The following is a 25,726-nucleotide window of genomic DNA, read 5'->3' on the forward strand; positions in this document are numbered from 1 at the left end:
AGCCTAATCTTTGGCGAATACCCCGGGAGGGATCTGATGGGGGCCATAGTAGTGCCTTAGGATCTGTTGGTAGCTTCCGTTGGCTTTTATCTGTGCCAAGCCTTGTTTGAAATCTTGTATATGTTGTTGGCACTCTCTGAGAAAGACAAGGTCACCCGAGGCGTAGAAAAGCGATTTCGGATCCATCTCAAACTGATCTGAGCTCTGTGGGTAGATCGCATCGATCAGCATCCAGCCGGTGAGAGCGGAGGCGATAAACAGATCGACCCGCCCCAGGTAGGTCTTTCTCAGGTTTTGCTCCATGGTGTTTGAATAGTAGATATTGGGTAATAGCGGGCTGCCCTGAAAATGCACCAAGAAAAGGGGGCTTCGCAGCACACCTATCTTGAGTCCGGCCAGCTCTTTAAGCTGGTGATATATTAATCCGTCTGGAAAGCGCTGCTTGAGATAGAAAAAGTGCAGATCGGTGTTGTAGATATTGATAAATATCTTGTTCTTCTGCTCGGTGGTTTCGAACCAGTTGCGACTACCGGTGGCGAGACAATACTTTTGTTTGGTCAGGGAGCGGGTGATCCGAACCACAGGCTGAGAAACAAATTTGGTCTGGATCCCGCTGGCCTTGAAAGCAGCGCGGGTGATATCGGTCATGATCGCATTCTTCTCTCCCAACAGGGGAGGGATCTCCGCGGTCAGAATGGTGAGTGGCTCTGGCGCAACTCTAGGCTTTTCTGAGTCTCCCAGTGAAGTGGCAAATGCAGTGAAACTATTCAGGGTGAGGGCCGCGAACCCAGCGATGATTAAGGAGGTAAACTGAATCATGGCATCCTCTTAGTGGTTAACTCTAAGATTAGGTGAGCCAGGGTGAATGCTCAATGGTTCAAAGCTTCGATTGCACAGACAGCGACTGGCAATGACTTGGTTAGCGCACCAGATCGCAGCATCTTCTTACTGCCGAGTCCAGTCAAACGAAGACTTGCCATTGGAACAATACTGACATCTTTAGGACTGGGCTTGTACCAGTGGCGCATTTACTAGCGGCCGCAATCGTCACCGGATCGATGTAATGCTGGTTTCCCGGGCCTTTTCAGATTATTCGGCAAGGCTTTTCAAAAAGTGCTTTTTGTACAATAAATGATTAGGTATACTTAATTTTCGCTGCGTTTAAAGTCCATTTTAAACGTCCTCGCGAAATCAAGTGATTATTGATTCACTCGAAACCTTTTCGGATTCATTTGAAGATTGATGATGGTGCTAATTAACTCTCCATTAGCACCATCATGATTATAAATGGATCCATTTGAACTAAATTTATTTTTGTTTTTACTTTCAGGTAATTAAAAATGCTGCTTACTAACAATGCTCGGTTTGGTACGAGTCTTTTGAGATCTTGTTTGCTATTTATCTTATGTCTCGGAACGATACATACAACATATGCTAGTACTAAATGCTCTTTTACCAAAGTTCCTGAGGGACAGCGTAGATGGTCTATGTATTTGCTCTCAGGCAATACTAAAAATCCACAGCAAAGCTGTGATCAAATGACTCTTAATTCCGGTAATAGTCCATTGGATATAAAAAGTGTCAAAATTGGATTCAATGGTCAAGAACTGAGCACCGATGTATCAGCTGGTGACAAGATAGCAAAAGTTCAGCTGTCTTCGAAAAAGGATATAAACTCTGTTCATCTATATGTAACGCTGGCTAACGGGTATCAGTATGATCTTGGGACACGATCAACGGAGCACCGTAAGAATAGAAGCACTGGGAACTTTATCATCCGAGAAGTTGATCAACTGACAGGTGATATGTGTTTGCGCTTCAACAACGAGAACAAGTGTGCAAGTTTGGTCGGAGAGCATCCAGCGATAAAACATCAGCTCATGTTGTTGAATTCGGCTAGCTATGCGAGTGTTTCATGCTCTCCTGAGAATGTCTCAGCTAAGTTTGACTTGTATGATAGAGCCATTGAGGTCGTGGGGGATTGTCAAACATTTTCAGTTTCGGGTGGAGATCCTGTACAAAATCCTTGTGAAGGGGTGGGAGTGTTCTCAGTAGCAATTGATTCAAGTGTTGTATTTACAAAATGCGTCACTAAAACATCCAATAAAGGTCCTGGGGTCTACTTTTTTAACTGACACTTGCATTAAATAGCCAAGCAATATAAGGCTTATGTTCTTTCCAGAGGCAGGTTGTATAATGACATCCTGCCTCTCTCTTTATTGATACGCTCTATATGGGAGATTCAGCTCCCCCAGTCGCCTAACGATTCTGGGTGTGCCCTCCGATTCTTATGCCTCCTTAAATCATCGCTAATTCGTTGTGTAGCCATAGCGAATGTTATGGATGATTATTCTTTAAGCCCCAGGATAGATGAGGGGAAAGCGAGGTCTGGGGCGCGAGGGATTACACGCCGTTAACGCCGATTATCATCCATGATAATCCTTTCCTGCTCAGTCTCCCTCCCTCGCGTTACGTTACTCCGGGAGTAACTACACCCTTGTCTAGCGCGGCATTCACACCTCCCTGTGTATCAGGGGAAGGCCGTTTCCTGCAATACAGGATGTATCAATGCCGTGGAAGGCAGGGTGGAGTTGCAAAGCACGTAGCGAGAGCAATGGACTGCGAACTGGAGAGGGCTATCAGGATGGTAGCCGCCTGAGAACGGCCTTTGCTCGCTGTCGGGCGACCACGACATCTATGCTGCGTAGTGCAAAACGGGTATCCGTAGGATATAAAGTTTGAGCGTGGAGGAAGGGGGATGCACTCCCCTTATATAGAAGCGGTTAACTATGGTAGTCCCGACAGGCGATGAGGGTGTTCTCCAGCAGGGAGGCAACCGTCATCGGGCCAACCCCCCGGGAACCGGGGTAATATAAGCGGCGTTTTGGCTGGCGGACTCAAAGTCGACATCTCCCACCAGTTTTCCGCTCTCCAGGCGGTTGATCCCGACATCAATCACAATCGCACCGGGTTTTATCCAGTCACCCGGGATCATCTGGGGTTTACCCACGGCAACGATCAGCAGATCGGCGTTACGCACATGGGATTCGAGATCCTTGGTAAAACGATGGGATACCGTGGTGGTGCAGCCCGCCAGCAGCAGCTCCAGGCTCATCGGGCGACCCACGATATTTGAGGCACCGATGATCAGGGCATTGAGACCGCGGATCTCCACATCCAGAGACTCAAGCAGGGTCATCATCCCCTTCGGGGTGCAGGCTCGCAGCGCCGGGTTGCGCTGGACCAGTCGCCCGATATTGTAGGGGTGGAATCCATCCACATCCTTATCGGGGCGAATCGCTTCGATGACTTTCACCGAGTCGATATGCTCAGGCAGGGGTAGCTGAACTAGGATGCCATCGATACTGGGGTCCTGGTTAAACTCCTCAATCACATTGAGAAGCTCGGCCTCGGTGACCGATTCAGGCAGGTCTGCAGACTTAGAGATAAAGCCGACTTCATCACAGGAGCGGCGCTTGCTGCCGACATAGACTTGTGAGGCCGGATCATCACCGACCAAAATAACTGCCAATCCGGGGGGACGTTCACCCCGGGCGAGGCGTTCTTTTACCTCGGAGGCAATACCTTGTTTAACTTGCTGAGCGATCGCTTTTCCATCAATGAGCTGTGCAGGCATGGGGGGTCTTCTTTTCGGCCGTGAAACATCAGTGCGCATTGTCCTATTTTTCGGGGGCCTTGTCAGTACAAGATGTTGTAATAAAGGGGGAGAATTGTGAATAAAAAGCTGATAGTTCGTTTTGGCGGAGGATTATTTCTCCATCCTGCTGGGCATTTAAACAAACAGTTCGGACAGGCAAAAAAAAGTTTGACCGAACTAGGCGAAATGGCTAGGATTCTTCCCCGTCAGTTAGCTCTGGCTTGTTCGGTGAGTAGCGCAGCTTGGTAGCGCATCTGGTTTGGGACCAGAGGGTCGGGGGTTCGAATCCCTCCTCACCGACCAACTTGATTTTTACTGACAATGAGATTACGGTGAGTAGCGCAGCTTGGTAGCGCATCTGGTTTGGGACCAGAGGGTCGGGGGTTCGAATCCCTCCTCACCGACCAGGCGCCCTTAGCTCAGCTGGATAGAGCAACGGCCTTCTAAGCCGTGGGTCACAGGTTCGAATCCTGTAGGGCGCGCCATTATCTCACATCTCTATGGTGGCTATAGCTCAGTTGGTAGAGCCCCGGATTGTGATTCCGGTTGTCGTGGGTTCAAATCCCATTAGCCACCCCATCTCTCTTGGTTTTACCCTGCTTTGTATCTACATCTTCGCTAACCAGAGCCCGATCATCTTAATCGCATCTCGCTTTTTATTTTTTTCTGTTTCAGGGGTTGAATCCTGAACCTGGGATCCCCACTTCAGGTACAAGGGTGAGAGTCGCTCGAATTATTCGTGTCGAGCAAGGAGCAATCAGGCCGTTAAAAAGCGGTGTACGGCTCGACTCGCGATCAAAGCGCCGCTATAATGGCGCGTCTGATTTTCATACGCTCTGAAGGCAGGTACTGCCTTCAATTGAGGGGAATCCAGGCAGAGAGTTCTGTCTGAAGCGAATTGGTGAGCAGCGAGATGAACGCTGCCGTAAATCGAGGTAACAAGATGCAAGTTTCTGTAGAGTCGACTGAAGGCCTAGGCCGTCGCCTTACTATTACTGTTCCAGCGGAAAAGATTGACGCTGAAATCAATAACCGCCTGCGTAACCTGGCAAAGACCCGTCGCATCGATGGTTTCCGTCAGGGCAAGGCTCCCCTTAGCATTGTTCGTAAGATGTATGGTCAGGCTGTTTCTGCCGATGTCGCTGGCGATATCATGCAGCGCAACTTTATCGAAGCGATCATCTCTGAGAAGCTCAATCCAGCGGGTGCTCCTGCTATGGATGCTCCTGAGATCAAGCAGGGCGAAGATTTCTCTTTCACCGCGAGCTTCGAAGTTTATCCTGAAGTGAAGGTTGAAGGTCTGGAAGAGATCGAAGTTGAGAAGCCGGTTGCCGAGATCCAGGACGCTGATCTGGACAACATGATCGAGACTCTGCGTAAGCAGCAGGCAGGCTGGACAGAGGTTGAGCGCGAGTGTCAGAACGAAGACCGCGTGAACATCAACTTCATCGGCAGTGTTGACGGTGAAGAGTTCGAAGGCGGTAAGGCCGAGAACTTTGACCTGGTGATGGGCGCTGGTCGCATGATCCCTGGCTTTGAAGATGGCATCATCGGTAAGAAGCAGGGTGATGAGTTCACCATCGATGTGACTTTCCCTGAAGAGTATCACGCTGAGAACCTCAAGGGTAAAGCGGCACAGTTTGCGATCACCATCAACCGTGTTGAAGAGCAGGAACTGCCAGAGCTGACTGAAGAGTTTGTGAAGCGTTTCGGTATCGAAGACGGTTCTGTGGACGGCCTGAAGGCTGAGATCCGCAAGAACATGACTCGCGAGCTGGAGCAAAACATCCGTAACCGCATCAAAGAGCAGGTTCTGGATGGTCTGGTATCTAAGAACGAGTTCGACCTGCCTTCTGCAGCGGTTGCTCAGGAAGTTCAGACTCTGCGTGAGCAGGCGATGCAGCGTTTTGGCAACATGCCAGCTGACAAGGCCCCTCAACTGCCGGATGAGCTGTTCAAGGACCAGGCTGAGCGTCGCGTACGTGTAGGTCTGCTGCTGGGCGAGCTGATCCGTGAAAGCGAGATGAAGGCAGACGAAGAGCGCGTGAAGTCGACCATCGAGTCTATGGCGAGCGCTTATGAAGATCCTTCAGAAGTTGTAGATCACTACTACAACAACGAAAACCTGCTGACAGGTGTTCGTAACCTGGTTCTGGAAGATCAGGTCGTTGATATGATCCTGGAAAAGGCTAAGGTTTCTGATAAAACCATGAGCTTTGACGAAGTTATCAACAACACTGCAGCAAGCGCTTAATCGCAAGTTGACTTAATATCTAAGGCTTTGCGTATAATGGCCCGAGTGTTTTCACCGGGCCATTCTTTTTAGGGACACAAGATTATGTCGATAGAAATGATGAGTAATGCAGGAAGCCTGTCTAGTGCGCTGGTTCCTATGGTTGTTGAGCAAACTGCCAAAGGTGAGCGTTCTTATGATATCTATTCACGTCTGTTGAAAGAGCGAGTGATCTTTTTGACCGGCCAGGTTGAAGATCACATGGCAAACCTGATCGTGGCGCAGTTGCTGTTCCTGGAGTCCGAGAGTCCGGAAAAAGATATCTTTTTGTATATTAACTCTCCGGGTGGCTCAGTGACCGCGGGCATGGCTATCTATGACACCATGCAGTTTATTAAACCGGATATCAGCACCGTATGTATGGGGCAGGCTTGCTCTATGGGTGCCTTCCTGTTGGCTGGTGGTGCCAAGGGCAAACGGCACTGTCTGCCAAACGGGCGGGTGATGATCCATCAGCCGCTGGGTGGTTTCCAGGGGCAGGCATCGGATATTCAGATCCATGCCCAGGAGATCCTCAAGACCAAGCAGAAGCTCAATCAACTTCTGGCCGAGCATACAGGACAGCCTCTGGAGGTGATTGAGGGAGATACGGATCGGGATAACTTCATGTCTGCAGAGCAGGCGGTGGAGTATGGTCTGGTTGATTCTGTGTTGACGCATCGCGGTTAAGTAAATCTGCCTTGACTGTTATACACTGGAACTATGTTATGAAAGGGGGGAGACGCACTTTCCCCTTGCCTGAAAAAGAGGTTGATGAATGACTGATAAGCGCAAGGGCGAAGGAGAGCGAAGCAAAGTGCTTTATTGCTCTTTTTGCGGCAAAAGTCAGCATGAGGTGCGCAAACTGATTGCTGGCCCTTCTGTTTATATTTGCGATGAGTGTGTCGATCTTTGTAACGATATTATTCGCGAGGAGATCAAGGAGATCGTCGCGGAGAAGGTAGAGCGGGATCGCCTGCCGACACCTCATGAGATTCGGGCCCATCTGGAAGAGTATGTCATTGGGCAGGAGCATGCCAAGAAGGTTCTGGCGGTTGCTGTTTACAACCACTATAAGCGCCTGCGTAGCGGTGATATGGAAGGCGGGGTTGAGCTGGGCAAGAGTAACATCCTGCTGATCGGCCCAACTGGCTCGGGTAAGACCTTGCTGGCTGAGACCCTGGCTCGCTTCCTGGATGTGCCTTTCACCCTGGCGGATGCGACTACATTGACCGAAGCCGGTTATGTGGGTGAGGATGTCGAGAACATCATCCAGAAGCTGCTGCAAAAGTGTGATTACGATGTAGAGAAGGCCCAGCGAGGCATCGTCTATATCGATGAGATCGATAAGATCTCACGCAAGTCCGATAACCCATCCATTACCCGTGATGTGTCGGGTGAAGGTGTTCAGCAGGCTCTGCTCAAGCTGATTGAGGGTACGGTTGCTTCGGTACCACCTCAGGGCGGACGTAAACACCCTCAGCAGGAGTTCCTGCAGGTTGATACCTCCAAGATCCTGTTCATTTGTGGTGGTGCTTTTGCCGGCTTGGATAAGGTGATTGAGCGTCGTGTGGCAACCGGAACCGGAATCGGTTTTGGTGCGGATGTTCGCTCCAAGGATGATCACAGCTCGCTGAGCGAGATTTTTGCTCAGGTAGAGCCAGAGGATCTGATCAAATATGGTCTGATCCCTGAGTTTATCGGGCGCCTGCCTGTGGTGACCACTCTGGGCGAGCTGGATGAAGAGGCCTTGGTTCAGATCCTCAAGGAGCCTAAGAATGCGTTGACCAAGCAGTATGGTGCGCTGATCGCTCTGGAAGGCGCTGAGTTGGAGTTTCGTGATGACGCGCTCAAGGCGATTGCCGCCAAGGCGATGGAGCGTAAGACCGGTGCTCGTGGCCTGCGCTCAATTGTGGAGGATATTCTGCTCGATACCATGTATGAGCTGCCATCCCAGGAGGATGTTGCCAAGGTGGTGATCGATGAGACTGTGGTGAACGGTGAGTCCGATCCCATCCTCATCTATGAGAGTAAAGAGCCCTCTGCAGCCAGTGGCGATTAATCCAGCCGTTTGACGGACAAAAAAGGAGCCATTGGCTCCTTTTTTTATGCCTGAGATCTGCGATTAATCGCTAACGCGCTCGGCGGTCAGGCGGGCGATCTCGACCAGGGTTGCGACTGTCTTGTGCATCGATTGCACCGAGATATACTCGTGTTTGCCGTGGAAGTTATGGCCGCCGGTAAAGATATTGGGGCAGGGAAGACCCATATAGGAGAGGCGAGATCCATCGGTTCCGCCACGGATCGGCACGATCTTAGGCTTAATATCCAGATTCTCCATCGCCTGGCGAGCGGTTTCTACGATATGCATGTGGGGCTCGACTTGGCTGCGCATATTGAAGTAGCTGTCTTCGAGGTGCAGGCTAAAACGCTCGACTCCTTCACTGCGGTTAAACTCTGCAACCATCTTCTCCATCAGCTGTTTACGTGCCGCAAACCCTTTCATCTCAAAGTCGCGAATGATGTAGGTCAGGGTGGTTTGCTCAACCGAGCCCGTGGTGCCGATCAGGTGGAAAAAGCCCTGGTAGCCTTCGGTGCACTCCGGAGTTTGCTCTGAGGGAAGCTCCAGGTGAAAGCGTGCAGCCAGGTGCTGGCTATTGACCATGATCCCTTTGGCTGTTCCCGGATGAACATTATTGCCGCGAATGATGACTGTAGCGGTGGCGGCGTTAAAATTTTCATACTCAAGCTCACCTAACTCCCCACCATCGACTGTATAGGCCCACTTTGCCGGGAAGCGGTCCATCGGGAAGTGATCGGCTCCACGGCCAATCTCCTCGTCCGGGGTAAAGCCAAGCAGGATAGGGCCATGCTCAATTTCCGGGTGCTGCTTAAGATAGCTGATGGCCTCGAGGATCTCACAGACACCGGCCTTGTTGTCGGCACCGAGCAATGTGGTTCCGTCTGTGGTGATCAGGGTATCTCCCAGGTAGTGGTTTAGTTCGGGAAACTCCTCAGGGGAAAGGATCTCACCACTGTCGCCTAAGGGGATCACCTGTCCCTGGTAGTTTTCGATGAGCTGCGCCTTCACATTGGCACCACTGAAATCCGGAGCAGTATCCAGGTGGGCGATAAAGCCGATAGTCGGGATCGATTTCTGACTGTTTGAGGGTAAACAGGCGGTCAGGTAGCCATTTTCGTCCAGGTTAATATCTTCAAGCTGCAGGCTCTTGAGTTGCTGCTCCAGATGGCGAGCCAGCTCAAGTTGACCCGGGGTGGAGGGGCAGTCGCTACACGCTTCATTAGACTGAGTATTGAAGGCGATCAATTCATAAAATCGTGAAACCAGGCTATCCATTTTTTTTCCATTCATGAAAGATTAGAAAGCTATCCTACCGCGGGGCAAGGGAGAGGTAAATTGCGATTTGACCCGGGATCTTTTGTTTAGAAAAGGATAACTAAATGGTTTTCTAGAATTATTTTATATAAATGTTACCGACTCTTGATGATTTTGTGCTTGACTTAGGGTTGTAGGAGTTTAACTCCGGTGAGCCTTGCCATGAGGGCAAGAGAGGATACAGGAACACTCATAGATATAGATATAGATATGGATTTTTTATGGCTAAATGCTCTGTAATTGATGCTGATGAATGCTTAAATCACAGTGCTTGCACCTTAACCTTGGATGATGAGCTCAGGGTCGTCGGCTGGGGAAGCCGGATCCGTGAGTTATTACCCGATGTTACTCAGGGTGCCTCTCTTGAAAGCCTTTTAGATCTCAAGACTCCCATGTGCGGGTTTGAGCCGGACAAATGGCGACTCCATTCCGGCGAGTGCTTCTGTTTTACCAGCAGGAATGATCCCAAGCTCTGTTTCGATGCCTACCCGGTTGCTTATGAACCCCAGGGGTGGCTGGTGATGATTGGGGTGCCCAATGAGCAAGGTACTTCAAAGGGGATTGTCAATCTTGAGGAGCAGATCCCGCCCTGCAAAGATAATGAGACTGAGTGTGAAGCCCTTGCAAAAGCGATGCAGCTCTTAGAGCAGCAGCAGGGGCGTCTCGAGCTCACCGAGACCCAGCACCGGCTGGTGAAGCGGGAGCTGGACCGCCTGCAACAGCATCTGGTGGAGTCGGAGAAGATGGCGATGTGTGGTGAGATGCTGGCCGGTTTCTCTCATGATCTGAAAACACCGCTCGGGGTCTGTATCGGGGCCGTCAGTGTGATTGAGGTGGCTCAGAAGAATTTCACCAAGGCACTGGGGCAGGGGCTGACTAAGTCGGTTCTCAATCAGTTTATGGAGACCTTGAGTGAATCACACGATATCTTGCAAAAGAATCTGCAGCGCTCGCTGCATCTTCTTGAAAACCTGAAACAACTCTCCTGGGATCAGTTTCATGACGAGCGTCGCCAGGTTGATCTCGGGAAATATACCGAGGAGCTGCTGGAGACCCTGCACCCTCTGTATCGTAAGAAGCAGATCGAGATCATCACCGAGTTGGATGTCGATGAAACCGTCGAGACCTATCCTGGTTCGTTCTCGCGGATCCTCTCCAATCTATTGATCAATGCGGTACGCCACGCTTTTGTCGATGACAGGGAGTCTAAGCAGATAGTGATTGCTCTTACGGTGGATCGACAGAATATTAGCCTCGAGGTTCGGGATAACGGGGTGGGGATCGCGCCCGATGTACTCCCGCATATTTTTGAGCCCTACTTTACCACCGCAGAGGATGATGGTGGAACCGGGCTTGGTTTGAACATAGTGCATCACCTGATTGAAGGCTTATCGGGTGAGGTGCGCTGTGAGAGTGTCCCGGGTGAGGGAACTTCTTTCTTTATCCGCTTCCCAACCGATCAACAATAACCAGGCTCTGTTGATGTTTCCAATTTAGAACCTGTTGCCCCTGAAAATGATCTGTTCGCGACGCGAGCTACGCGGTTCTAAATCAGTGGTGAGCAACAATGAACAGGCCTTATTTAGGCACAACCCGAAGAGCTGTGGCTATTTTTCCTCCCAGCAGCGTTATCGGATGCTTAGGTAGAGCAACTAGACCACACATCAACAGGCTTGCTGGATGAAAAAATTGCCAACTGCAGATCCTAAATAACAGCCAAAAAAAAGCCCAGCGAAGTAGATTGCTGGGCAAGGCTTAGTGCTTAATTGCAGTGGCATATATATAGAGTCCCCTAAGTTGTAGAAAGTTCCCACGACAATCATCTTTTTTAAAAAAATGTTGCTAAGTTCTGTCGGAGCTTTTGATTTGGCTCAAAATAGGAGAGGCCAGCGCTGCCTGAGAGTTTCGATTGCAGAGGGAGGTCGGGGGCAAGCGCAGGGCAGAGAGCCTACCCTGCGGTGAAAGAGGGGGATTAGAGCCCCATCTCCTGTTTGAGTTGAGTGCACCAGCTGGTGATCCGGCTCTGGGTTAACTCAGGTTGACGATCTTCGTCGATGCCCAGCCCAACAAACATATCATCGCTGATCTTTGCCTTGGACTCTTCGAACTCGTAGCTATCGGTCGACCAGTGACCGACGATCTTGGCGCCACGAGGTTCTATGATGTCGCGCAGGGTTCCCATCGCATCCAGGAAGTACTCTGCATAATCTTCCTGATCACCGCAACCAAAGATTGCTGCGGTCTTACCAGTGAAATCGATATTCTCAAGCTCGGGGAAAAAATCGTCCCAGTCAGCCTGGGCTTCACCATAATACCAGGTGGGAATGCCAAAGATCAGTGTATCAAACTGCTCAATATCTGCTTTGGTGCTCTTTGCGATGTCGTGGATCTCCACCACAGAGTCATCAAACTCTTTTTGGATCAACTCAGCTACCGCTTCGGTATTTCCTGTATCGCTTCCAAAAAACAGACCTATTTTTGCCATAATCAACTTTCACCTATTGTATGGGAGTCACTTATATTCAGATGGGTGTTATGCTCAGCAATCTGTTGCTCAAGCATTGAAACAATCAACTCACTACGGCTGATACTGTAGGCCTCAGCTAAACGGTTGAGCTGCTCGAAGATTGGCTGCTGGACTTTCAGTTCAATACGGCGCAAGCCCTTCTCTTTATCTCGTTTGAGCTGATTGCGCTTATTGATCTTCATCTGCATGGAGCGGGGATGAGGGTTGGTTCTGGGACGACCAGGACGTTTCTCATCTGCAAAAAGATCGATAGTGATCCGATCGCTTTGTTGTTTTGCCATAATGTTCCGCAGTGTAACCCGTTAGCTTCTCGAGGTTCGAGCGATTGTTCTTTTACCGACAGGGTTTTTCCACCCGAAACCGGCAATCCTTTTGCGAACCAAAGACTATATCATAGTTCCCGTTTGACTGTTAACCGCGCTGCAGAGGAACTCGCTGATTGTCCGGTTAAATAACCTGGGTTTTTCTGCGTGTAACCAGTGGCCGGTACCCAGGATTACTTTGGCTTGGGCGTTCGGAAACAGCCCGGCAATGGCTTGCTGATGGGCGGCCTGGATGTAGTCTGACTCTCCTCCCTTGATAAACAGGGTTGGTCCGGGATATTGGCTATCCTGTGACGGCCAGTCCATGATGTTTTGATAGTTAGCCTCAAGAGCGGCGCGGTTGAACTTCCACTGGCCGTAGCCACTTTTCAGAGTTAGGGATTTTAATAAAAACTGCCGGGTAGCGGGGCAGTCGAGTTGGGTCGAGAGAAGCTGTTCGGCCTGCTGACGACTGGATACCCGGGCCTGTTCGACCTGTTTGAGTGCTTTAAAGACGGCGCTATGGCGATCTTCTGTGTAGGGAACCGGGGCCATGTCTGCCACCATCAGGCTTAGGATCCTCTCAGGTGCGATGAGGGCAAGCTGCATCGCAACCTTGCCTCCCATCGAGTGGCCAAGCAGGTGGCATTGATTGAGCTCTAGTGTTTCGAGAAGTTTGAGGATGTCCTGGGCCATCGACGGATAGTCGTGGGTATCACTATGGGGGGAGTCACCATGGTTTCTGAGATCGACCGAGATCACCTGCATATCGGGCTCAAGATGTTTTGCGATTACGTTGAGATTGCCTCGATCGCCAAATAGTCCATGGAGTAACAGGATCGGCTGGCCTTGTCCCAGGATCCGATAAGAAAGTTGCATCATGTTTGTATCTTGTTGGTAGATTGTGTTTATTTTGCCTTGGCATCGGCGCAATGCCAAGGTTGGCGCATCTTTGCGCTATCGGCAGCCAGGATCGGCGCTCAATGCAAGGAGCACTTTCAGAGCGCATTGAGGCTGTGTATAATCGGCGCTGTTTCATCTGTTATTGGATTGGTCAGACGCATTATGAAAACTATTGAGGTCGATGACGAACTGTATTTTTACATAGCCAGTCAGACCCGTCATATCGGAGAAAGTGCATCCGACATCTTGCGCCGTTTGCTGCAGGCTCAGGCTCCGGTGGCGGCAACCACTCATGCCGGATCGCTAGCTCCGCAGGGTGCAGAGTCGGGTGAGCAGGCTATGGCACACCTTCCCTCGACGGGGGAGTTGTTAGCGAGTATTGATACCCAGAGTGAAGAGACATCGATCGCACGCTTTATGCGGATCCTAAGTTGTCTCTACCAGGATCAACAGCAGGCGTTTATCCGCGCTGCGGATATCCGGGGCCGTAAACGTGTCTATTTTTCCAGGAGCCAGGAGGAACTGTTGGCGACCGGAAAAACCACTAAGCCACGACCGATCCCGCAAACCCCTTACTGGGTGATCACCAACACCAACACGAGCCGGAAACGAAATATACTGATTCAGCTGATGGAGAATATGGGATACAACAAATCTCTGATCCAGGCTGTTTGCGACAGAATTTAGAATATCTTATTTGCTGGAAAAGGAAGACTATGGCACAACATCCACGTGCTGGGCAGCGCGCCCAGGTAGAAGATCTGACCAACATCCCAAGACTGGTTGCCGCCTATTACTATAATCAGCCCGATGCATCACAGGCTGAGCAAAAGGTAGCCTTTGGAACCTCTGGCCATCGCGGCAACTCATTTGCGAAATCCTTTAACGAAGCTCATATCCAGGCGGTCTCACAGGCGGTTGCAGAGTATCGCGCCTCAGAAGGAATTGAGGGACCCCTGTATATCGGCATGGATACTCATGCCCTGTCAGAGGCGGCTTTCGTCACTGCGGTTGAGGTCTTTGCAGCCAATGGCGTGAAGGTGCGGATCCAAAAGGGTCATGGCTATACCCCAACCCCGGTGATCTCTCATGCGATTTTGACCCATAACCGTAACGGGGCTGCCGATAAGGCCGATGGCATTGTGATCACTCCTTCTCACAATCCACCTCAGGATGGCGGCTATAAATATAATCCACCACACGGTGGCCCGGCCGAGGGTGAGATCACCAAACTGGTCGAGAACCGTGCCAATGCGCTGCTGGCAGATGGACTCAGCGGTGTGAAGCGGCTGCCTTATGAGGAGGCGCTGGCTTCTGAGTGGGTTGAAGAGTATGACTATGTCACCCCTTATGTGAATGACCTGGAGCAGGTGATCGATTTTGATGCGATCCGTAAGGCCAACATCCATCTGGGTGTTGATCCTCTGGGTGGCTCGGGCATTGCTTACTGGGATGTGATCGGCAAGCGTTATGGTCTGAATCTGGATGTGGTGAACTACCAGGTGGATCCATCCTTCTCCTTCATGACCCTGGATAAGGATGGTAAAATTCGCATGGACTGCTCCAGTCCCTATGCGATGGCCTCACTCATCGAACTCAAAGATAAGTTTGATATCGCGATCGGTAATGACCCTGACTACGATCGTCACGGCATAGTGACCAAGCAGGGCCTGATGAATCCGAATCACTACCTGGCGGTGGCGATCCATTACCTGTTCACCCACCGTAAAGGCTGGTCTGCCGATGCGGCCGTGGGTAAGACCCTGGTCTCTTCTTCAATGATTGACCGGGTGGCGAAATCGATCGGCCGTGAGCTCAAAGAGGTACCGGTAGGCTTTAAGTGGTTTGTGGATGGCCTGCTGGATGGAAGCTTTGGCTTTGGCGGTGAAGAGAGCGCCGGTGCCTCATTCCTGCGCAAGGATGGTACTGTCTGGACCACCGACAAGGATGGGATCATCCTGGGGCTGTTGGCAGCCGAGATCCTGGCGGTGACCGGTAAGGATCCACAGCAGTATTATGAGGAGCTGCAGCAGCAGTTTGGTTCACCTGTCTATCGCCGTATCGATGCTCCTGCCAATACCGAGCAGAAGGCGGTTCTGGCGGCGCTGAGCCCACAAATGGTTGAGGCTAAGACCCTGGCCGGAGAGCCGATTGTCGAGAAGCTGACCAAGGCATCGGGTAATGGTGCTGCCATCGGTGGCCTGAAAGTAGTAACCGAAAATGGCTGGTTTGCGGCGCGCCCATCGGGGACTGAGTCCATCTATAAGATCTACATGGAGAGCTTCCTGGGTGAAGATCATCTGGAGCAGATCCAGGCTGAAGCCCAGCAGATTGTCTCGGATACCCTGGCCAAAGCCGGCGTGTAGCCTAAGCTTGACCAAGATGCAGGGCCGCTCACTGAGCGGCCTTTTTTATGGGGAGTGCTCAGAGCCGCTCTTTGTGTCTGAAGGTGCGCTCAGGTGAACAGCGCAGTCGATCTCCAGCCTTGGGTACTGGATAATCATCTGCCAGCGCTGGTACAGCTCGCGCAGCTTTCCGGAGCAATAGAGATGCTCGAATCGCCGGTCAAATATCGCCCTGAGAGCTTTGCCCCGGGCGGTGTTAGCAAACAACCAGTATAGGCGGTCATATTTGATGACCTGCTTGCGATACAGGGAGGGATCCGGGACAGGCTTTATTGCATCCAGGGTCTGCTGCATCTGAATCACATTATCCAGGTAGTAGTCGGCCCGATCCTTGGTCACCAGCATTGCGGCCTTGATGCGGGACTTGGTTGGTTGCCCTCTGAGATAGCGAACCAGATCTTTTTCCATGTGCTGGGTATAGCCCAGGATCCAGCGGCCGGATAGCCCCTTGAGGCTCTCAAGACCCTGCCAGTTGGGGAGGGTGCTCTTTTTGAACCAGATCACCTCAATGTTTTCGATGATGGGATGCCTTGAGTAGAGGTAGCCGGGAGCCTTGAGCTCAGCCCCTGTCATATCTGCCTGTCCGGACTGAACTAATCTCAGGGCCCGGTTCCAGGGGACGTAGCTGCGCTTGATCCGGATATTTTGTGGAGCATAGATGGCCTCCAGCATCTGGTTATACAGGCCGCTGCCATCTTTATCGGTATAGCCTTGCCATTCCGGGGTGGCCCAGAGCGCAGAGCCGATCGTACTGGTTGCGTTTAGCTGACCAGCATAGAGCAGAAGCGACATCACCAGCATTGTGCCAATAATTTTGCTCCCCGGGTGCTGCTGGCGGCTCCTGTTTAGGTTGACCTTCATCGGCAGGTTTCCTTGTGAAGCAAGGGATCAGTTGCTGACGACCACGATCCCGGATTCGGTGACTGTATAGCCATTGCTCCGGTCATCATCATGGTTGTAGCCGATGCAGTCCCCATCTTCGATAATCACTCCCTCGTTAATGATTGCCCGCCTGATTTTGGCGGCCCGGCCGATGACGACTCCTTCGGCAAGAATCGAGTCCTCCACCAGGCTATAGCTGTGGATCATGCAGCGGGGTCCGAGGATGGAGCGGCGCACCAGGCCACCACTGGTGATACAGCCTCCGCATACATAGGAGTCCAGATTCTGACCGCGGCGGTGATCGTCATCAAAAACGGTTTTGGCCGGCGGGTCATTACTAAATCCTGAATAGATGGGCCACTGGTAATTGTAGAGATTGAGGTGAGGGGAGATATCGATGAGATCCATGTTGGCATCATAGTAGGAGTCAATGGTGCCCACATCTTTCCAGTAACCCCGCTCCTCGGGGTGCATCCCGGGATCAGGTTGTCATTAAAGTTATAGGCAAAGATCCGATCACTCTGGCGTAGCATCATGGGGATCACATGCATACCAAAATCCAGATCCTTGTGGTGCTGCTTGCCCTCCTTGAGGATGGAGATCAATTTTTCACGGGAGAAAATATAGTTGCCCATGGATGCAAGGCAGGTGGCCCGGCCCGGAATGGTGGCGGGGTTTTGCGGCTTTTCGCTAAAGGCGGTGACTCTGGACATGTTATCGACGGACAGGATCCCGAAGCGGCTGGCTTCTTCGATACCCACTTCGAGCGCCGCGATGCTGATATCCGCCTGAGAGCGGGTGTGGGCATCGATCATCTGGCGGATATCCATCTTATAGATATGATCGCCCCCGAAAATGGCAACGTAATCGGCATCTGAGGTTTCGATAAACCTCAGATAGTGGTTTATCGCATCTGCGGTGCCCTGAAACCAGGCCTCACTCTCACTGCTGGTTTCGGGAGAGATGGCATCGAAAAATTCGTCCATGCCGGTTCTTCGCCCCCAGGAGTCGCGGATATGCTTATTCAGGGTATAGGAGTGATATTGGGTCAGGATATAGACATTCTTGATCCCCGAGTTAAAGAAGTTGCTAAGCACGAAATCGATGATCTTGTACTGACCGCCAAACGCTACGCAGGGCTTTGATTTATTGCGGGTCAGGGGAATAAGGCGTGAGCCTTTTCCACCGGCGAGAACCATGCCTATTGTTTTTTTTGGAACCGCGGGCTTGTTGGTCATAACGATACTCCGTGGCTATGTGACGAACGCTGAGGATCCCTGAGCCTTAGCACAGAAAACACCCACTGTCTGCTTAAAGCGTAATACCTCAGGCCCTGGTTAACCAACTGGATGATAGAGCTCAAGGGAGGGGGAGATAAAGGCCAAAGTAAAAAAGCCGCCCTGAGGCGGCTTTTGATTGAGTCGTTAGCCCGCTTTAAACTACATGGCAGGCTTCCAGGCTCCAGATGTAGTTCACATAGTCTTCAATGGAGCGATCCGAGTTAAACTTACCGACGCTGGTGGCGTTGATGATCGCCATCTTCGCCCAGCGCTTCGGATCCCGGTACGCCTTATCCAGAGCGGTCTGTGCCTTACAGTAGCTCTCAAAGTCCGCCAGAACCAGGTAGGGGTCGCCGCCATCGAGCAGGCTTTGCTTGATGGGGGAGAGCTCTCCCGGATGACCCGGAGTGAAGAAGTCACTATCCAGCCAGTCGATGACCGCCTTGAGCTCACTATTCGCGTAGTAGTAATCCTGAGGGTGGTAACCCTTGGCCTTCAGGGCCCGGACCTCATCCACCGTCAGGCCGAAGATGAAGATGTTGTCATCGCCCACCTCTTCGGCGATCTCAATGTTCGCTCCATCCAGGGTACCCACGGTGACCGCACCGTTGAGGGCCAGTTTCATGTTACCGGTTCCGGATGCCTCCTTACCTGCGGTCGAGATCTGCTCTGAGACATCGGCGGCCGGGATCATCTTCTCAGCCAGGGTGACGCGGTAGTTGGGCAGGAACACAACTTTCAGCTTATCTTTGATCCGCTTGTCGTTGTTAACCCGCTCGGCAACCCGATTGATGGCATAGATGATGTTCTTGGCCAGGGAGTAGCTTGGAGCCGCCTTAGCACCAAACAGGAACACCCTTGGATGCATCTCATAATCGGGATCCGCCAGCAGGCGACGATACAGCGCCATGATATGCAACAGGTTGAGGTGCTGTCGCTTGTACTCATGGAGTCGCTTGATCTGGATATCGAAGATCGCATCCGGGCTCACGGTGACGCCTGTCTCCTCGAGGATCACCTTTGCCAGACGCTCTTTGTTGCTGCGCTTGATGTCCATAAAGCGTTTTTGCAGGTCCGCATCACCAGCTTTGGGAGCTATCTCCTTGAGCTTATCCAGGTTGACCGGCCAGTCATCACCCACCTCCTGGGTAAAGAGCTCGGCCAGAGCCGGGTTACAGGAGAGCAGCCAGCGTCGAGGGGTGATTCCGTTGGTTACATTACACAGCTTATCCGGATACAGGGCATCAAACTCGGGGAACAGCTCCGCCTTGACCAGCTTGGAGTGGATCTCGGCAACCCCGTTGACCTTGGCGGAAGAAACCACGCACAGGTGTGCCATCCGCACCATCCGCTCGTCACCCTCTTCGATGATGGAGAGGCGGCGCTTCATCTCATTACAGTGTGGCCACTTTTTCTCGACTTCGTTATCCAGGAAGTACTGGTTGATCTCGTGAATAATCTCCAGGTGGCGTGGCAGCAGACGCTCAAACATATACTCAGGCCACTTCTCCAGAGCCTCAGGGAGCAGAGTATGGTTGGTATAGCAGAACACCTGACGACACAGGGTGAAGGCATCATTCCAGGGCAGGCGCTCCTTATCGACCAGAAGGCGCATCAGCTCGGGCACGGCAACGGCCGGGTGAGTATCGTTCAGCTGGATCACGATCTGCTGGGCAAATTCGCTGAAGTCATCATGGGTGCGCTTATAGCGGCGCATGATGTCGCGAATTGAGCAGGAGCAGAAGAAGTACTGCTGAACCAGGCGTAGCATCTTACCTGCTTCGGTTTCATCGTTAGGGTAGAGTACCTTGGAGATGGTTTCCGCTTCGGTCTCTTCCTGCTGGGCATCCACATAACCACCGGCATTAAAGACGTCCCAGTCAAAATAACCAGAGGAGCGGGACTCCCAAAGACGCAGGATACTCACGGTATTACCGCCGTAGCCGACCACAGGGATATCCCAGGGGACGCCCTTGATCATCTTACCGGCGTGCCAGATCTTACGAATTGAGCCATCTTCGTCGTAGACGGTTTCGACATAACCTTCTAGCGGGATCTCCTGAACCGATTCGGGTCGGCAGATTTTCAGTGGGTTACCGTATTCACACCAGTCATCGGGACGCTCAATCTGATGGCAGTCATGGATCTCCTGGCGGAACAGACCATGCTCATAGTGAATACCGTAGCCGACGGCCGGGTAGTTAAGGGTGGCAAGAGAGTCGAGGAAGCAGGCGGCCAGGCGGCCCAGGCCTCCGTTACCCAGCGCCATATCCGGCTCCTGTTCACAGAGATCGCGTAGATCAAAGCCCAGCTCAGAAATCGCTTCTTCACAGGTCTCGAACAAAAACAGGTTGTGCAGGTTATTTTCCAAAAGACGACCCATCAAAAATTCCATCGACAGATAGTGGATGGCCCGGGTGTCCTCTTTATAGTGGGTCTCCTGGGTATTGGTCAGTCTTTCGAAGACGAGCTCATTAATAGCGATACAGGTTGCACGCCACCAGGCATTCTTATCAGCCTTGTTGATGCTGGTGCCTAGTGAGGAGTGGAGGTGGCGAACAATGGAGGCTTTGAGTTCATCTTTTGTCAGTGAGTAGAGGGGATCTTGGTGACGTTGTGTTTCTTCATAACGCATGTCCTTGTCGTTAAGGTTTGAACCCGGATAGTGTAAAGGTTCGCGATCAACTACCTGTACCTTAGTTGATTATATGCACTCAGGATAAAAGATTCATTTAACTCTAAACAACTATTTTGTGATCAAGTTTTGTGATCCAGCCCATTGTATTCGTTTGGCAACTCAATGAGTTGTGGAAAATAGCGAGGCTAGTTCCATATAATACAGCTCGCCCGGGCCGGGAGAGCCCGGGGGCCCGGGATGAAATCCGGGGTTGTGCAGAACAATGGAGAGCCGATAGCCAGTGATAGCCAAGAATGATTTTTTAGAATTTACTCTTGAAAATCAATGTTTTACAGATTTTGTTGAGTTTATCATTGAACCCTCAACCCGGGTTCAGATCTGGGATAGCGGGGTGCTCCTGTTTGAGCCCCTGACCGATCGGCCGACCAAGGATATTGTTCTCTCCAGCGGGGTACATGGTAATGAAACCGCCCCCATTGAGATCTGCTCCGATCTCATCACCCAACTTTTAAATAAAACCCTGACCGTTCGTCACAGAGTGCTGTTTATCTTTGGTAATCCGGGGGCGATGGCTCTTGGACAGCGCCAGGTTGAGGAAAACTTGAATCGCTTGTTTAGCGGCCGGCACAGCCAGGATGATGGGGTGATCAATGGTGAGCGACGGCGTGCTCGCAAGCTTGAGCAGTACGTGTCGCAGTTTTTTGAGCAAAATCCGCAGACTCTGGGGCGCTACCATTACGATCTGCATACCGCGATCCGTGACTCAAAGCAGGAGAAGTTTGCTGTCTATCCCTATCTGCAAGGGGCAGGAAGCATGATCATCGCCAGCTGATGTTTCTGGCTGGCTGTGGGGTCAGAACCATCTTACTCTCCCATGAGCCCACCACCACCTTTAGCTATTTCAGCTCCCAAACCCATGGGGCTCATGCCTTTACGGTGGAGCTTGGGAAAGCCAGGCCTTTTGGCCAAAACGATATGAGCCGTTTCACTGAGGCTAGCTCCATGCTGGAGCAGCTTGTTTGTGAGGCGGAGCCTGGCATCGAGAGCTGGCAGCCTGAGCAGCTTCTGATCTACCAGGTCAATCGCACTCTTATTAAGCACAGCGATGAGTTCTATTTCACTTTTTCGGATGCGGTGGCTAACTTTACCGAGTTTCCCAGGGGGCACCTTCTGGCGGTTGATGGCTCGCTGGAGCACAGGGTGGAGCTGGATTTTGAAGCGATTGTCTTTCCTAATGCCAGGGTGGCGAAAGGGGAGCGGACCTGCCTTTTGGTGAGCTTGACTCAAGTGTGATCCGGCGCAGCCGTTATGAGGGATCTGATCAGCTTGAGTTCAGCTATCTCTGTTATTTTAGAATTTGGTAGCATTCGGGGGATGCTAAATAAATGGGTGAATATTTTTAATTGTGAATGTAAAATTATTTTTTGTTCGGCAGTGGGAACTTTTGTTTGAACCCCATGCCTTACTAAGGAAAGCTTGAAACAGAGGGTTGGTTATGAAGATTTTTCAAAGCTATCGTCCTCTTCAGATAGCAAAGTATGTGAAGGGATTCTTTAAGGGGCGTATCTATATCCATGGAAGAGGAAGCTATGAATTTTGTCTGGGGCATCTGGTGATGGCTCCTGGCTCTGGTATCCTGCATAAGCGAACGGTCAGTGAGGTCAACGGATTGATTGATCAACTGTAATTCGCCATCGTTCATTTCATGTATATTTCCCTAACACCCTCACTCGAGGGTGTTTTTGATCCCGCCAGCTTCACTCTGAAACTCTCAATGACCTTGTCTTCTGGGCTCTGTTGAAGTTTCAGATTTGGCTCTGCAGTTGGCAATTTTTTCATCCAGCAAGGCAGAAGATGTGTGGTGTAGTTGCTCTACATGAGCACCTGATAACGCTGCTGGGAGGAAAAATAGCCACTGCCCTTCGGATTGCGCCAGAAAAAGCCCTGTTCATTGTTGCTCATCACTCATTTAGAACAACTAAACCTCATGATTCGCGCCGCGAACAGAACATTTTCAGGGGCAACAGGTTCAAAATTGGAAACGTCAACAGAGCCTAATTAGTTGGCGTGTGGTTGAATACTCATCCGGATCGGCAAGCTGGTTAATTAATTGTTAATAAAGTGTTTTTATTCTGCTAGTGTTAGTTCTTTTCCTCGGCGCATGGAGTGTGCATGAAGTTAAGAAGAAGCATTAGTAACAAGGGACTATTGATGACCTCACTTGGGGCTATGATAGGTTCGGGATGGCTGTTCGGCGCTATGTATGCTGCACAGCTGGCGGGTCCCGCAGCGATCATCTCCTGGGTCATTGGTGGTATCCTTCTCATCATTATCGGCCTTAACTATGCGGAGTTGGCCACCGCGCTTCCTTTGACCGGTGGGATCGTACGCTTCACCCACATTACTCACGGCAGTGTTGTCAGTTTTATCGCAACCTGGCTGGCCTGGCTCTCCTGTGTGGCAACTGCTCCGACCGAAGCTCAGGCCATGCTACAGTATGCCAGCCATTATCTGCCCTGGACCCTCTATTATCACCAGGGAACCAGCCCGCTTCTGACCCATACGGGGTGGGCTTTGGCCGTGCTGCTGGTATTTCTATTCTCGATCATCAATATCTACGCAATTCGTCTGGTGACCCGGTTCAACTCTTTGATCACTTACTGGAAGCTGCTTATTCCACTGCTGGTGTTGGTGGTGATTTTTTTCAGTGACTTTCATCCACAAAACTTCTCTCAATATCATGGGTTTGCTCCCCATGGCCTGCATGGTGTGTTGTGGGCGATCCCTGCCGCCGGGATCATCTTTTCATTTCTCGGATTTCGCGAATGCATCTCATTGGCCGGGGAGACCAAGAATCCTGCCCGGGCTATTCCACTGGCATTGATCGGCTCGGTGACCATCTGCACCCTGCTTTATGTGGCGTTGCAGATCGTCTTCGTCGGGGCGCTTGGACGTCAGGACCTGAGTCATGGCTGGAATGCCCTGAGTCTGGGCATGCAGACCGGTCCCCTGGCGAGCATCGCATTGGCATTGGGGATCACCTGGATGGTGAAGCTAATCTATATTGATGCCATCATCTCACCGGCCGGGACCGGGGTGATCTATACCACCACCACGGCGCGTCTCAACTATGGCGTGAGTGCAAATCGTTATATGCCACAGCTGATGATGAGGCTGAATCGTCAGGGGCTCCCATTTACGCGATTTTAGTCAATTTTGTGATCGGGGTATTTTTGTTAACTCCGCTGCCGACCTGGCAGGCATTGGTTGCGTTTCAATCATCCGCCATTGTGCTTTCTTATGGATTGGGACCCATCTGCTTGCTGGCGCTGCGTAAACAGGCGCCGGAGCTGCATCGTCCCTTTATTTTGCCCGGTAGTCGTCTGTTTAGCGCTCTGACTTTCTGTGTCTGTACCCTGATCGCTTACTGGACCGGCTGGGGGACGATTCATCAGATCGTCTTTGCGATCCTGGCTGGGCTGGTACTGATGTTGATGTACAGGGGGCTGACTCAGCGAGGGAAGAGCTATGCGCTCGAGTTCACAGCGGCCCTATGGTTGATCCCCTATATTCTGGGTCTGAGCCTTATCTCCTATTTGGGAAGCTTTGGCGGTGGCCTGAACCTACTTCCCTTTGGCTGGGACTTTGTGGTGATTGTGTTGTTTAGCCTGGGGATCTTCTGGTTGGCTTGCCGTGCAGCCTTGCCAAAAGAGAAGGCGCGACAGGCAATTTACGAGGATCCTGAATACCAGCTTCATGCCGAGAGCCTGGCCAGTACCCATTAGAAAGGCCTGATGCCAGAGGTGACCTCCCCGGGTGCCTCTGGGCTCTGTTGACGTTCATGACCTGGTACTGCAGTTGGCAATTTTTTCTACCCGCAAGGTAGAAGTTGTGTGGCGTAGTTATTCTATGTGAGTAGCTGATAACGCTGCTGGCTGGAAAAACGGCCCCTTTCCTGAGGGCTGAAAAAGCCCTGTGCATTGTTGCTCATCACTCATTCAGGGTAACAAAATTTCAAGATGAGTGTCGCGAACAGACCACTTTCAGGGGCAACAGGCTCAGAGCTGGAAACGTCAGCCGAGCCTGGTTCTCACAGCTCTTTTGAAAAAGTAGTTTGTAAAACCTGAGTCGACTTGTCAGAGTTACTTGTGAGTATTCTTGAGGAGCAGATTACTGGGCCTGGTATCTTGCATTCGGGCTCATGAGTTCAGAAGGGAGGCTGTCGTGGCGGATTCGAATAAAAAGAGTAGAGCGATGGAGATCTATGAGTCTCTGGGCCCTAATGAGCATGCAATCATAGATAAAGTGAAGATCAAGTTTCTTCGAGATCTCGTGATCTATTTAGTGGCGATTAAGCTGCAACTGCAGTTTAAGGGTGGTTACAGTATCTGATGCCTCTGCCACTGATTCTTGTCCTCTTACTGCTGGGAGGGATCATTTATCTGGTTGGTGCAGCGAAAACCGCAGCCGTCATCTGTGCTGTTCCCGCTCTTTTATTGCTTATCCTTCTGTTCGATATCATCTCCTGCAAGTTTGGTTTTCGGCTCCCGGAGCCCCTTGCAAAGAGCAGCGGCGAGCTGAGTGTGTTTGAGCTGATCCGGGCTCGAAGATCCTGCCGTTCCTATCAAAAAAGAGATCTGACAAGTGCAGATATGGACAGCCTCATGGTGTCGGTCAGGAAACATAGCCATCAAGCAAGGCTCGGGGCCGCACCGATACGTTTTGAGTTTGTCTCGGCCCCGATAACGGTTTGGCCGGTTGTTAATGCGCGTCACTTCCTGGTCGCCATTGCACCCGCAGAATATGATCGTGTTGCCATTATCGATATAGGCCGAACTCTGCAGAAGATAGTCATTGATGCTACCCGTATCGGGCTGGGTACTTGTTGGATCGGACCTGGCGCCGATCACAAGAGTGTCGTCAAACATCTTGGTGATCGTTTCAATCCTGAGCAGGATTCGATTATTTGCCTGTGTGCCGTCGGCTATCGTTCGATTTATATTCCGTTATTTATTCGTTTTTTTAACTCCCAGGTGCGAAGGCGCCTGCCCCTCAGCGCTCTGTTTTTCTCTGATCCCACTATGACTCAATCTTTGCCGGTGAGATCAGAGCCTTTTCGGATGTTTGGACAGGCCTATGAAAGCTGCCGATGGGCACCCTCGTCCTATAATGGCCAAACAACACGCTGTGTCGCCATCTCTATCAATGGGAAGCCAGGTAACCCTAACGATGAGCCGCTGTTTCGATTTGACTTCTACTCGGTCACGGCCTCAAGGTATTACGCTGCCGTCGCCGTGGGCATCTGGTGCTCAAACTGGGAGATGAGTTGTGATGCACTGGGCATTGCCGGGAAGTTTAGGATTCTAAATGACGAGCAAAGAGAGGCCTCTCAGATCCCACAGCGGCAAACTCTGCCAAGGTATGATGTGAGCTGGATCATGGACTCTGCCGGTTAAGGGCAT

General features: G+C 51.3%; 22 protein-coding genes, 4 tRNA genes and 2 pseudogenes. 18 read left to right on the forward strand and 10 right to left on the reverse strand.

The genetic code is table 11. The features are described from left to right. Positions 1-3: 3 nt before the first annotated feature. On the reverse strand, positions 4-819 hold the full coding sequence (locus tag DB847_RS08330) for a substrate-binding periplasmic protein (RefSeq protein WP_108650267.1): 816 nt from the start codon (positions 817-819) through the stop codon (positions 4-6). A 668-nt stretch (positions 820-1,487) separates the two neighbouring features. Between DB847_RS08330 and DB847_RS08335 the strand changes: the two genes are divergently transcribed. Further along, a complete protein-coding gene (locus DB847_RS08335) occupies positions 1,488-2,135 on the forward strand; it encodes a hypothetical protein (protein WP_108650268.1) in 648 nt (215 codons plus the stop codon). Between the two features lie 648 nt (positions 2,136-2,783). On the opposite strand, the pseudogene folD reads toward DB847_RS08335, so the two are convergent. Then, positions 2,784-3,637 (reverse strand): annotated as a pseudogene (folD, locus tag DB847_RS08340) (bifunctional methylenetetrahydrofolate dehydrogenase/methenyltetrahydrofolate cyclohydrolase FolD). 96 nt (positions 3,638-3,733) lie between these two features. On the opposite strand from folD, the gene DB847_RS24310 reads away from it, so the two are divergent. The 8 genes from DB847_RS24310 to clpX all read left to right on the forward strand — a co-directional run bounded on the left by DB847_RS24310 (position 3,734) and on the right by clpX (position 7,992). Further along, positions 3,734-3,907 carry a hypothetical protein gene (locus DB847_RS24310; protein ID WP_159084473.1) on the forward strand — a complete coding sequence of 58 codons (174 nt, stop codon included), beginning with the start codon at positions 3,734-3,736 and terminating at the stop codon, positions 3,905-3,907. After that, positions 3,885-3,961: transfer RNA gene (locus DB847_RS08345), tRNA-Pro, on the forward strand. Before DB847_RS24310 ends, DB847_RS08345 begins: the two co-directional genes overlap by 23 nt. 27 nt (positions 3,962-3,988) lie before the next feature. Next, positions 3,989-4,065: transfer RNA gene (locus DB847_RS08350), tRNA-Pro, on the forward strand. A 1-nt stretch (position 4,066) separates the two neighbouring features. Beyond that, positions 4,067-4,143: transfer RNA gene (locus DB847_RS08355), tRNA-Arg, on the forward strand. Positions 4,144-4,161: 18 nt separating this feature from the next. After that, a tRNA-His gene (locus DB847_RS08360) sits at positions 4,162-4,237 on the forward strand. A gap of 364 nt (positions 4,238-4,601) precedes the next feature. Then, positions 4,602-5,912: a trigger factor gene (gene tig, locus DB847_RS08365; protein WP_108652936.1), complete on the forward strand. Its 1,311-nt coding sequence runs from the start codon at positions 4,602-4,604 to the stop codon at positions 5,910-5,912. An 84-nt stretch (positions 5,913-5,996) separates the two neighbouring features. After that, the gene (gene clpP / locus DB847_RS08370; protein WP_234418537.1) at positions 5,997-6,620 is read left to right on the forward strand and encodes an ATP-dependent Clp endopeptidase proteolytic subunit ClpP; all 624 of its coding nucleotides are present in this window, start codon (positions 5,997-5,999) and stop codon (positions 6,618-6,620) included. An 88-nt stretch (positions 6,621-6,708) separates the two neighbouring features. Then, entirely contained in the window at positions 6,709-7,992 is a 1,284-nt protein-coding gene (gene clpX / locus DB847_RS08375) for an ATP-dependent protease ATP-binding subunit ClpX (RefSeq protein WP_108650269.1), read from the forward strand. 63 nt (positions 7,993-8,055) lie between these two features. Here clpX and pepT read toward each other — a convergent pair whose 3' ends face one another. Continuing rightward, complete coding sequence (pepT, locus tag DB847_RS08380; protein WP_108650270.1) at positions 8,056-9,288, reverse strand: peptidase T; 1,233 nt, start codon at positions 9,286-9,288, stop codon at positions 8,056-8,058. A gap of 260 nt (positions 9,289-9,548) precedes the next feature. Here pepT and DB847_RS08385 point away from each other — a divergent pair, with 260 nt between their 5' ends. Further along, the gene (locus DB847_RS08385; RefSeq protein WP_108650271.1) at positions 9,549-10,796 is read left to right on the forward strand and encodes a sensor histidine kinase; all 1,248 of its coding nucleotides are present in this window, start codon (positions 9,549-9,551) and stop codon (positions 10,794-10,796) included. Positions 10,797-11,299: 503 nt separating this feature from the next. On the opposite strand, the gene fldA is transcribed toward DB847_RS08385, so the two are convergent. The 3 genes from fldA to DB847_RS08400 form a co-directional block, all read right to left on the reverse strand. After that, entirely contained in the window at positions 11,300-11,812 is a 513-nt protein-coding gene (fldA, locus tag DB847_RS08390) for a flavodoxin FldA (RefSeq protein ID WP_108650272.1), read from the reverse strand. Positions 11,813-11,814: 2 nt separating this feature from the next. Continuing rightward, positions 11,815-12,135, reverse strand: a complete 321-nt coding sequence (gene ybfE / locus DB847_RS08395; RefSeq protein WP_108650273.1) for a LexA regulated protein — start codon at positions 12,133-12,135, stop codon at positions 11,815-11,817. Between the two features lie 105 nt (positions 12,136-12,240). After that, the gene (locus tag DB847_RS08400; protein WP_407644457.1) at positions 12,241-13,035 is read right to left on the reverse strand and encodes an alpha/beta fold hydrolase; all 795 of its coding nucleotides are present in this window, start codon (positions 13,033-13,035) and stop codon (positions 12,241-12,243) included. 186 nt (positions 13,036-13,221) lie between these two features. Between DB847_RS08400 and seqA the strand changes: the two genes are divergently transcribed. Both seqA and pgm read left to right on the forward strand, forming a co-directional pair. Next, positions 13,222-13,746 (forward strand): replication initiation negative regulator SeqA, encoded by a 525-nt coding sequence (seqA, locus tag DB847_RS08405; RefSeq protein ID WP_108650275.1) that lies wholly within the window; start codon positions 13,222-13,224, stop codon positions 13,744-13,746. 29 nt (positions 13,747-13,775) lie between these two features. Then, positions 13,776-15,425, forward strand: coding sequence for a phosphoglucomutase (alpha-D-glucose-1,6-bisphosphate-dependent) (gene pgm / locus DB847_RS08410; protein ID WP_108650276.1), 1,650 nt, complete (start codon positions 13,776-13,778; stop codon positions 15,423-15,425). A gap of 45 nt (positions 15,426-15,470) precedes the next feature. Here the strand turns inward: pgm and DB847_RS08415 are convergent, their stop codons facing one another. The 4 genes from DB847_RS08415 to DB847_RS08425 all read right to left on the reverse strand — a co-directional run bounded on the left by DB847_RS08415 (position 15,471) and on the right by DB847_RS08425 (position 20,261). Further along, entirely contained in the window at positions 15,471-16,325 is an 855-nt protein-coding gene (locus DB847_RS08415; protein ID WP_108650277.1) for a substrate-binding periplasmic protein, read from the reverse strand. A gap of 27 nt (positions 16,326-16,352) precedes the next feature. Then, positions 16,353-16,628: a GlgC family sugar phosphate nucleotidyltransferase gene (locus DB847_RS24885; protein ID WP_456073091.1), complete on the reverse strand. Its 276-nt coding sequence runs from the start codon at positions 16,626-16,628 to the stop codon at positions 16,353-16,355. Next, positions 16,550-17,584: a sugar phosphate nucleotidyltransferase gene (locus DB847_RS08420; RefSeq protein WP_199911775.1), complete on the reverse strand. Its 1,035-nt coding sequence runs from the start codon at positions 17,582-17,584 to the stop codon at positions 16,550-16,552. Before DB847_RS08420 ends, DB847_RS24885 begins: the two co-directional genes overlap by 79 nt. A gap of 196 nt (positions 17,585-17,780) precedes the next feature. After that, a complete protein-coding gene (locus DB847_RS08425) occupies positions 17,781-20,261 on the reverse strand; it encodes a glycogen/starch/alpha-glucan phosphorylase (protein ID WP_108650278.1) in 2,481 nt (826 codons plus the stop codon). 283 nt (positions 20,262-20,544) lie between these two features. On the opposite strand from DB847_RS08425, the pseudogene astE reads away from it, so the two are divergent. From astE to DB847_RS08450, 6 genes and pseudogenes are all read left to right on the forward strand, one after another. Further along, positions 20,545-21,557, forward strand: a pseudogene (astE, locus tag DB847_RS26610) (succinylglutamate desuccinylase). Between the two features lie 202 nt (positions 21,558-21,759). Then, the gene (locus tag DB847_RS08435) at positions 21,760-21,951 is read left to right on the forward strand and encodes a DUF1107 family protein (protein ID WP_108650279.1); all 192 of its coding nucleotides are present in this window, start codon (positions 21,760-21,762) and stop codon (positions 21,949-21,951) included. 485 nt (positions 21,952-22,436) lie between these two features. Further along, positions 22,437-23,474 carry an APC family permease gene (locus tag DB847_RS08440; protein ID WP_108650280.1) on the forward strand — a complete coding sequence of 346 codons (1,038 nt, stop codon included), beginning with the start codon at positions 22,437-22,439 and terminating at the stop codon, positions 23,472-23,474. A gap of 23 nt (positions 23,475-23,497) precedes the next feature. Then, positions 23,498-24,049, forward strand: a complete 552-nt coding sequence (locus tag DB847_RS08445) for an APC family permease (RefSeq protein ID WP_159084474.1) — start codon at positions 23,498-23,500, stop codon at positions 24,047-24,049. A 439-nt stretch (positions 24,050-24,488) separates the two neighbouring features. After that, positions 24,489-24,656 (forward strand): hypothetical protein, encoded by a 168-nt coding sequence (locus DB847_RS24315; protein WP_159084475.1) that lies wholly within the window; start codon positions 24,489-24,491, stop codon positions 24,654-24,656. Then, complete coding sequence (locus DB847_RS08450; RefSeq protein ID WP_108650282.1) at positions 24,656-25,720, forward strand: nitroreductase family protein; 1,065 nt, start codon at positions 24,656-24,658, stop codon at positions 25,718-25,720. Before DB847_RS24315 ends, DB847_RS08450 begins: the two co-directional genes overlap by 1 nt. Positions 25,721-25,726: the final 6 nt, after the last annotated feature.

The organism is Dongshaea marina, assembly GCF_003072645.1.
GTDB lineage: Bacteria > Pseudomonadota > Gammaproteobacteria > Enterobacterales > Aeromonadaceae > Dongshaea > Dongshaea marina.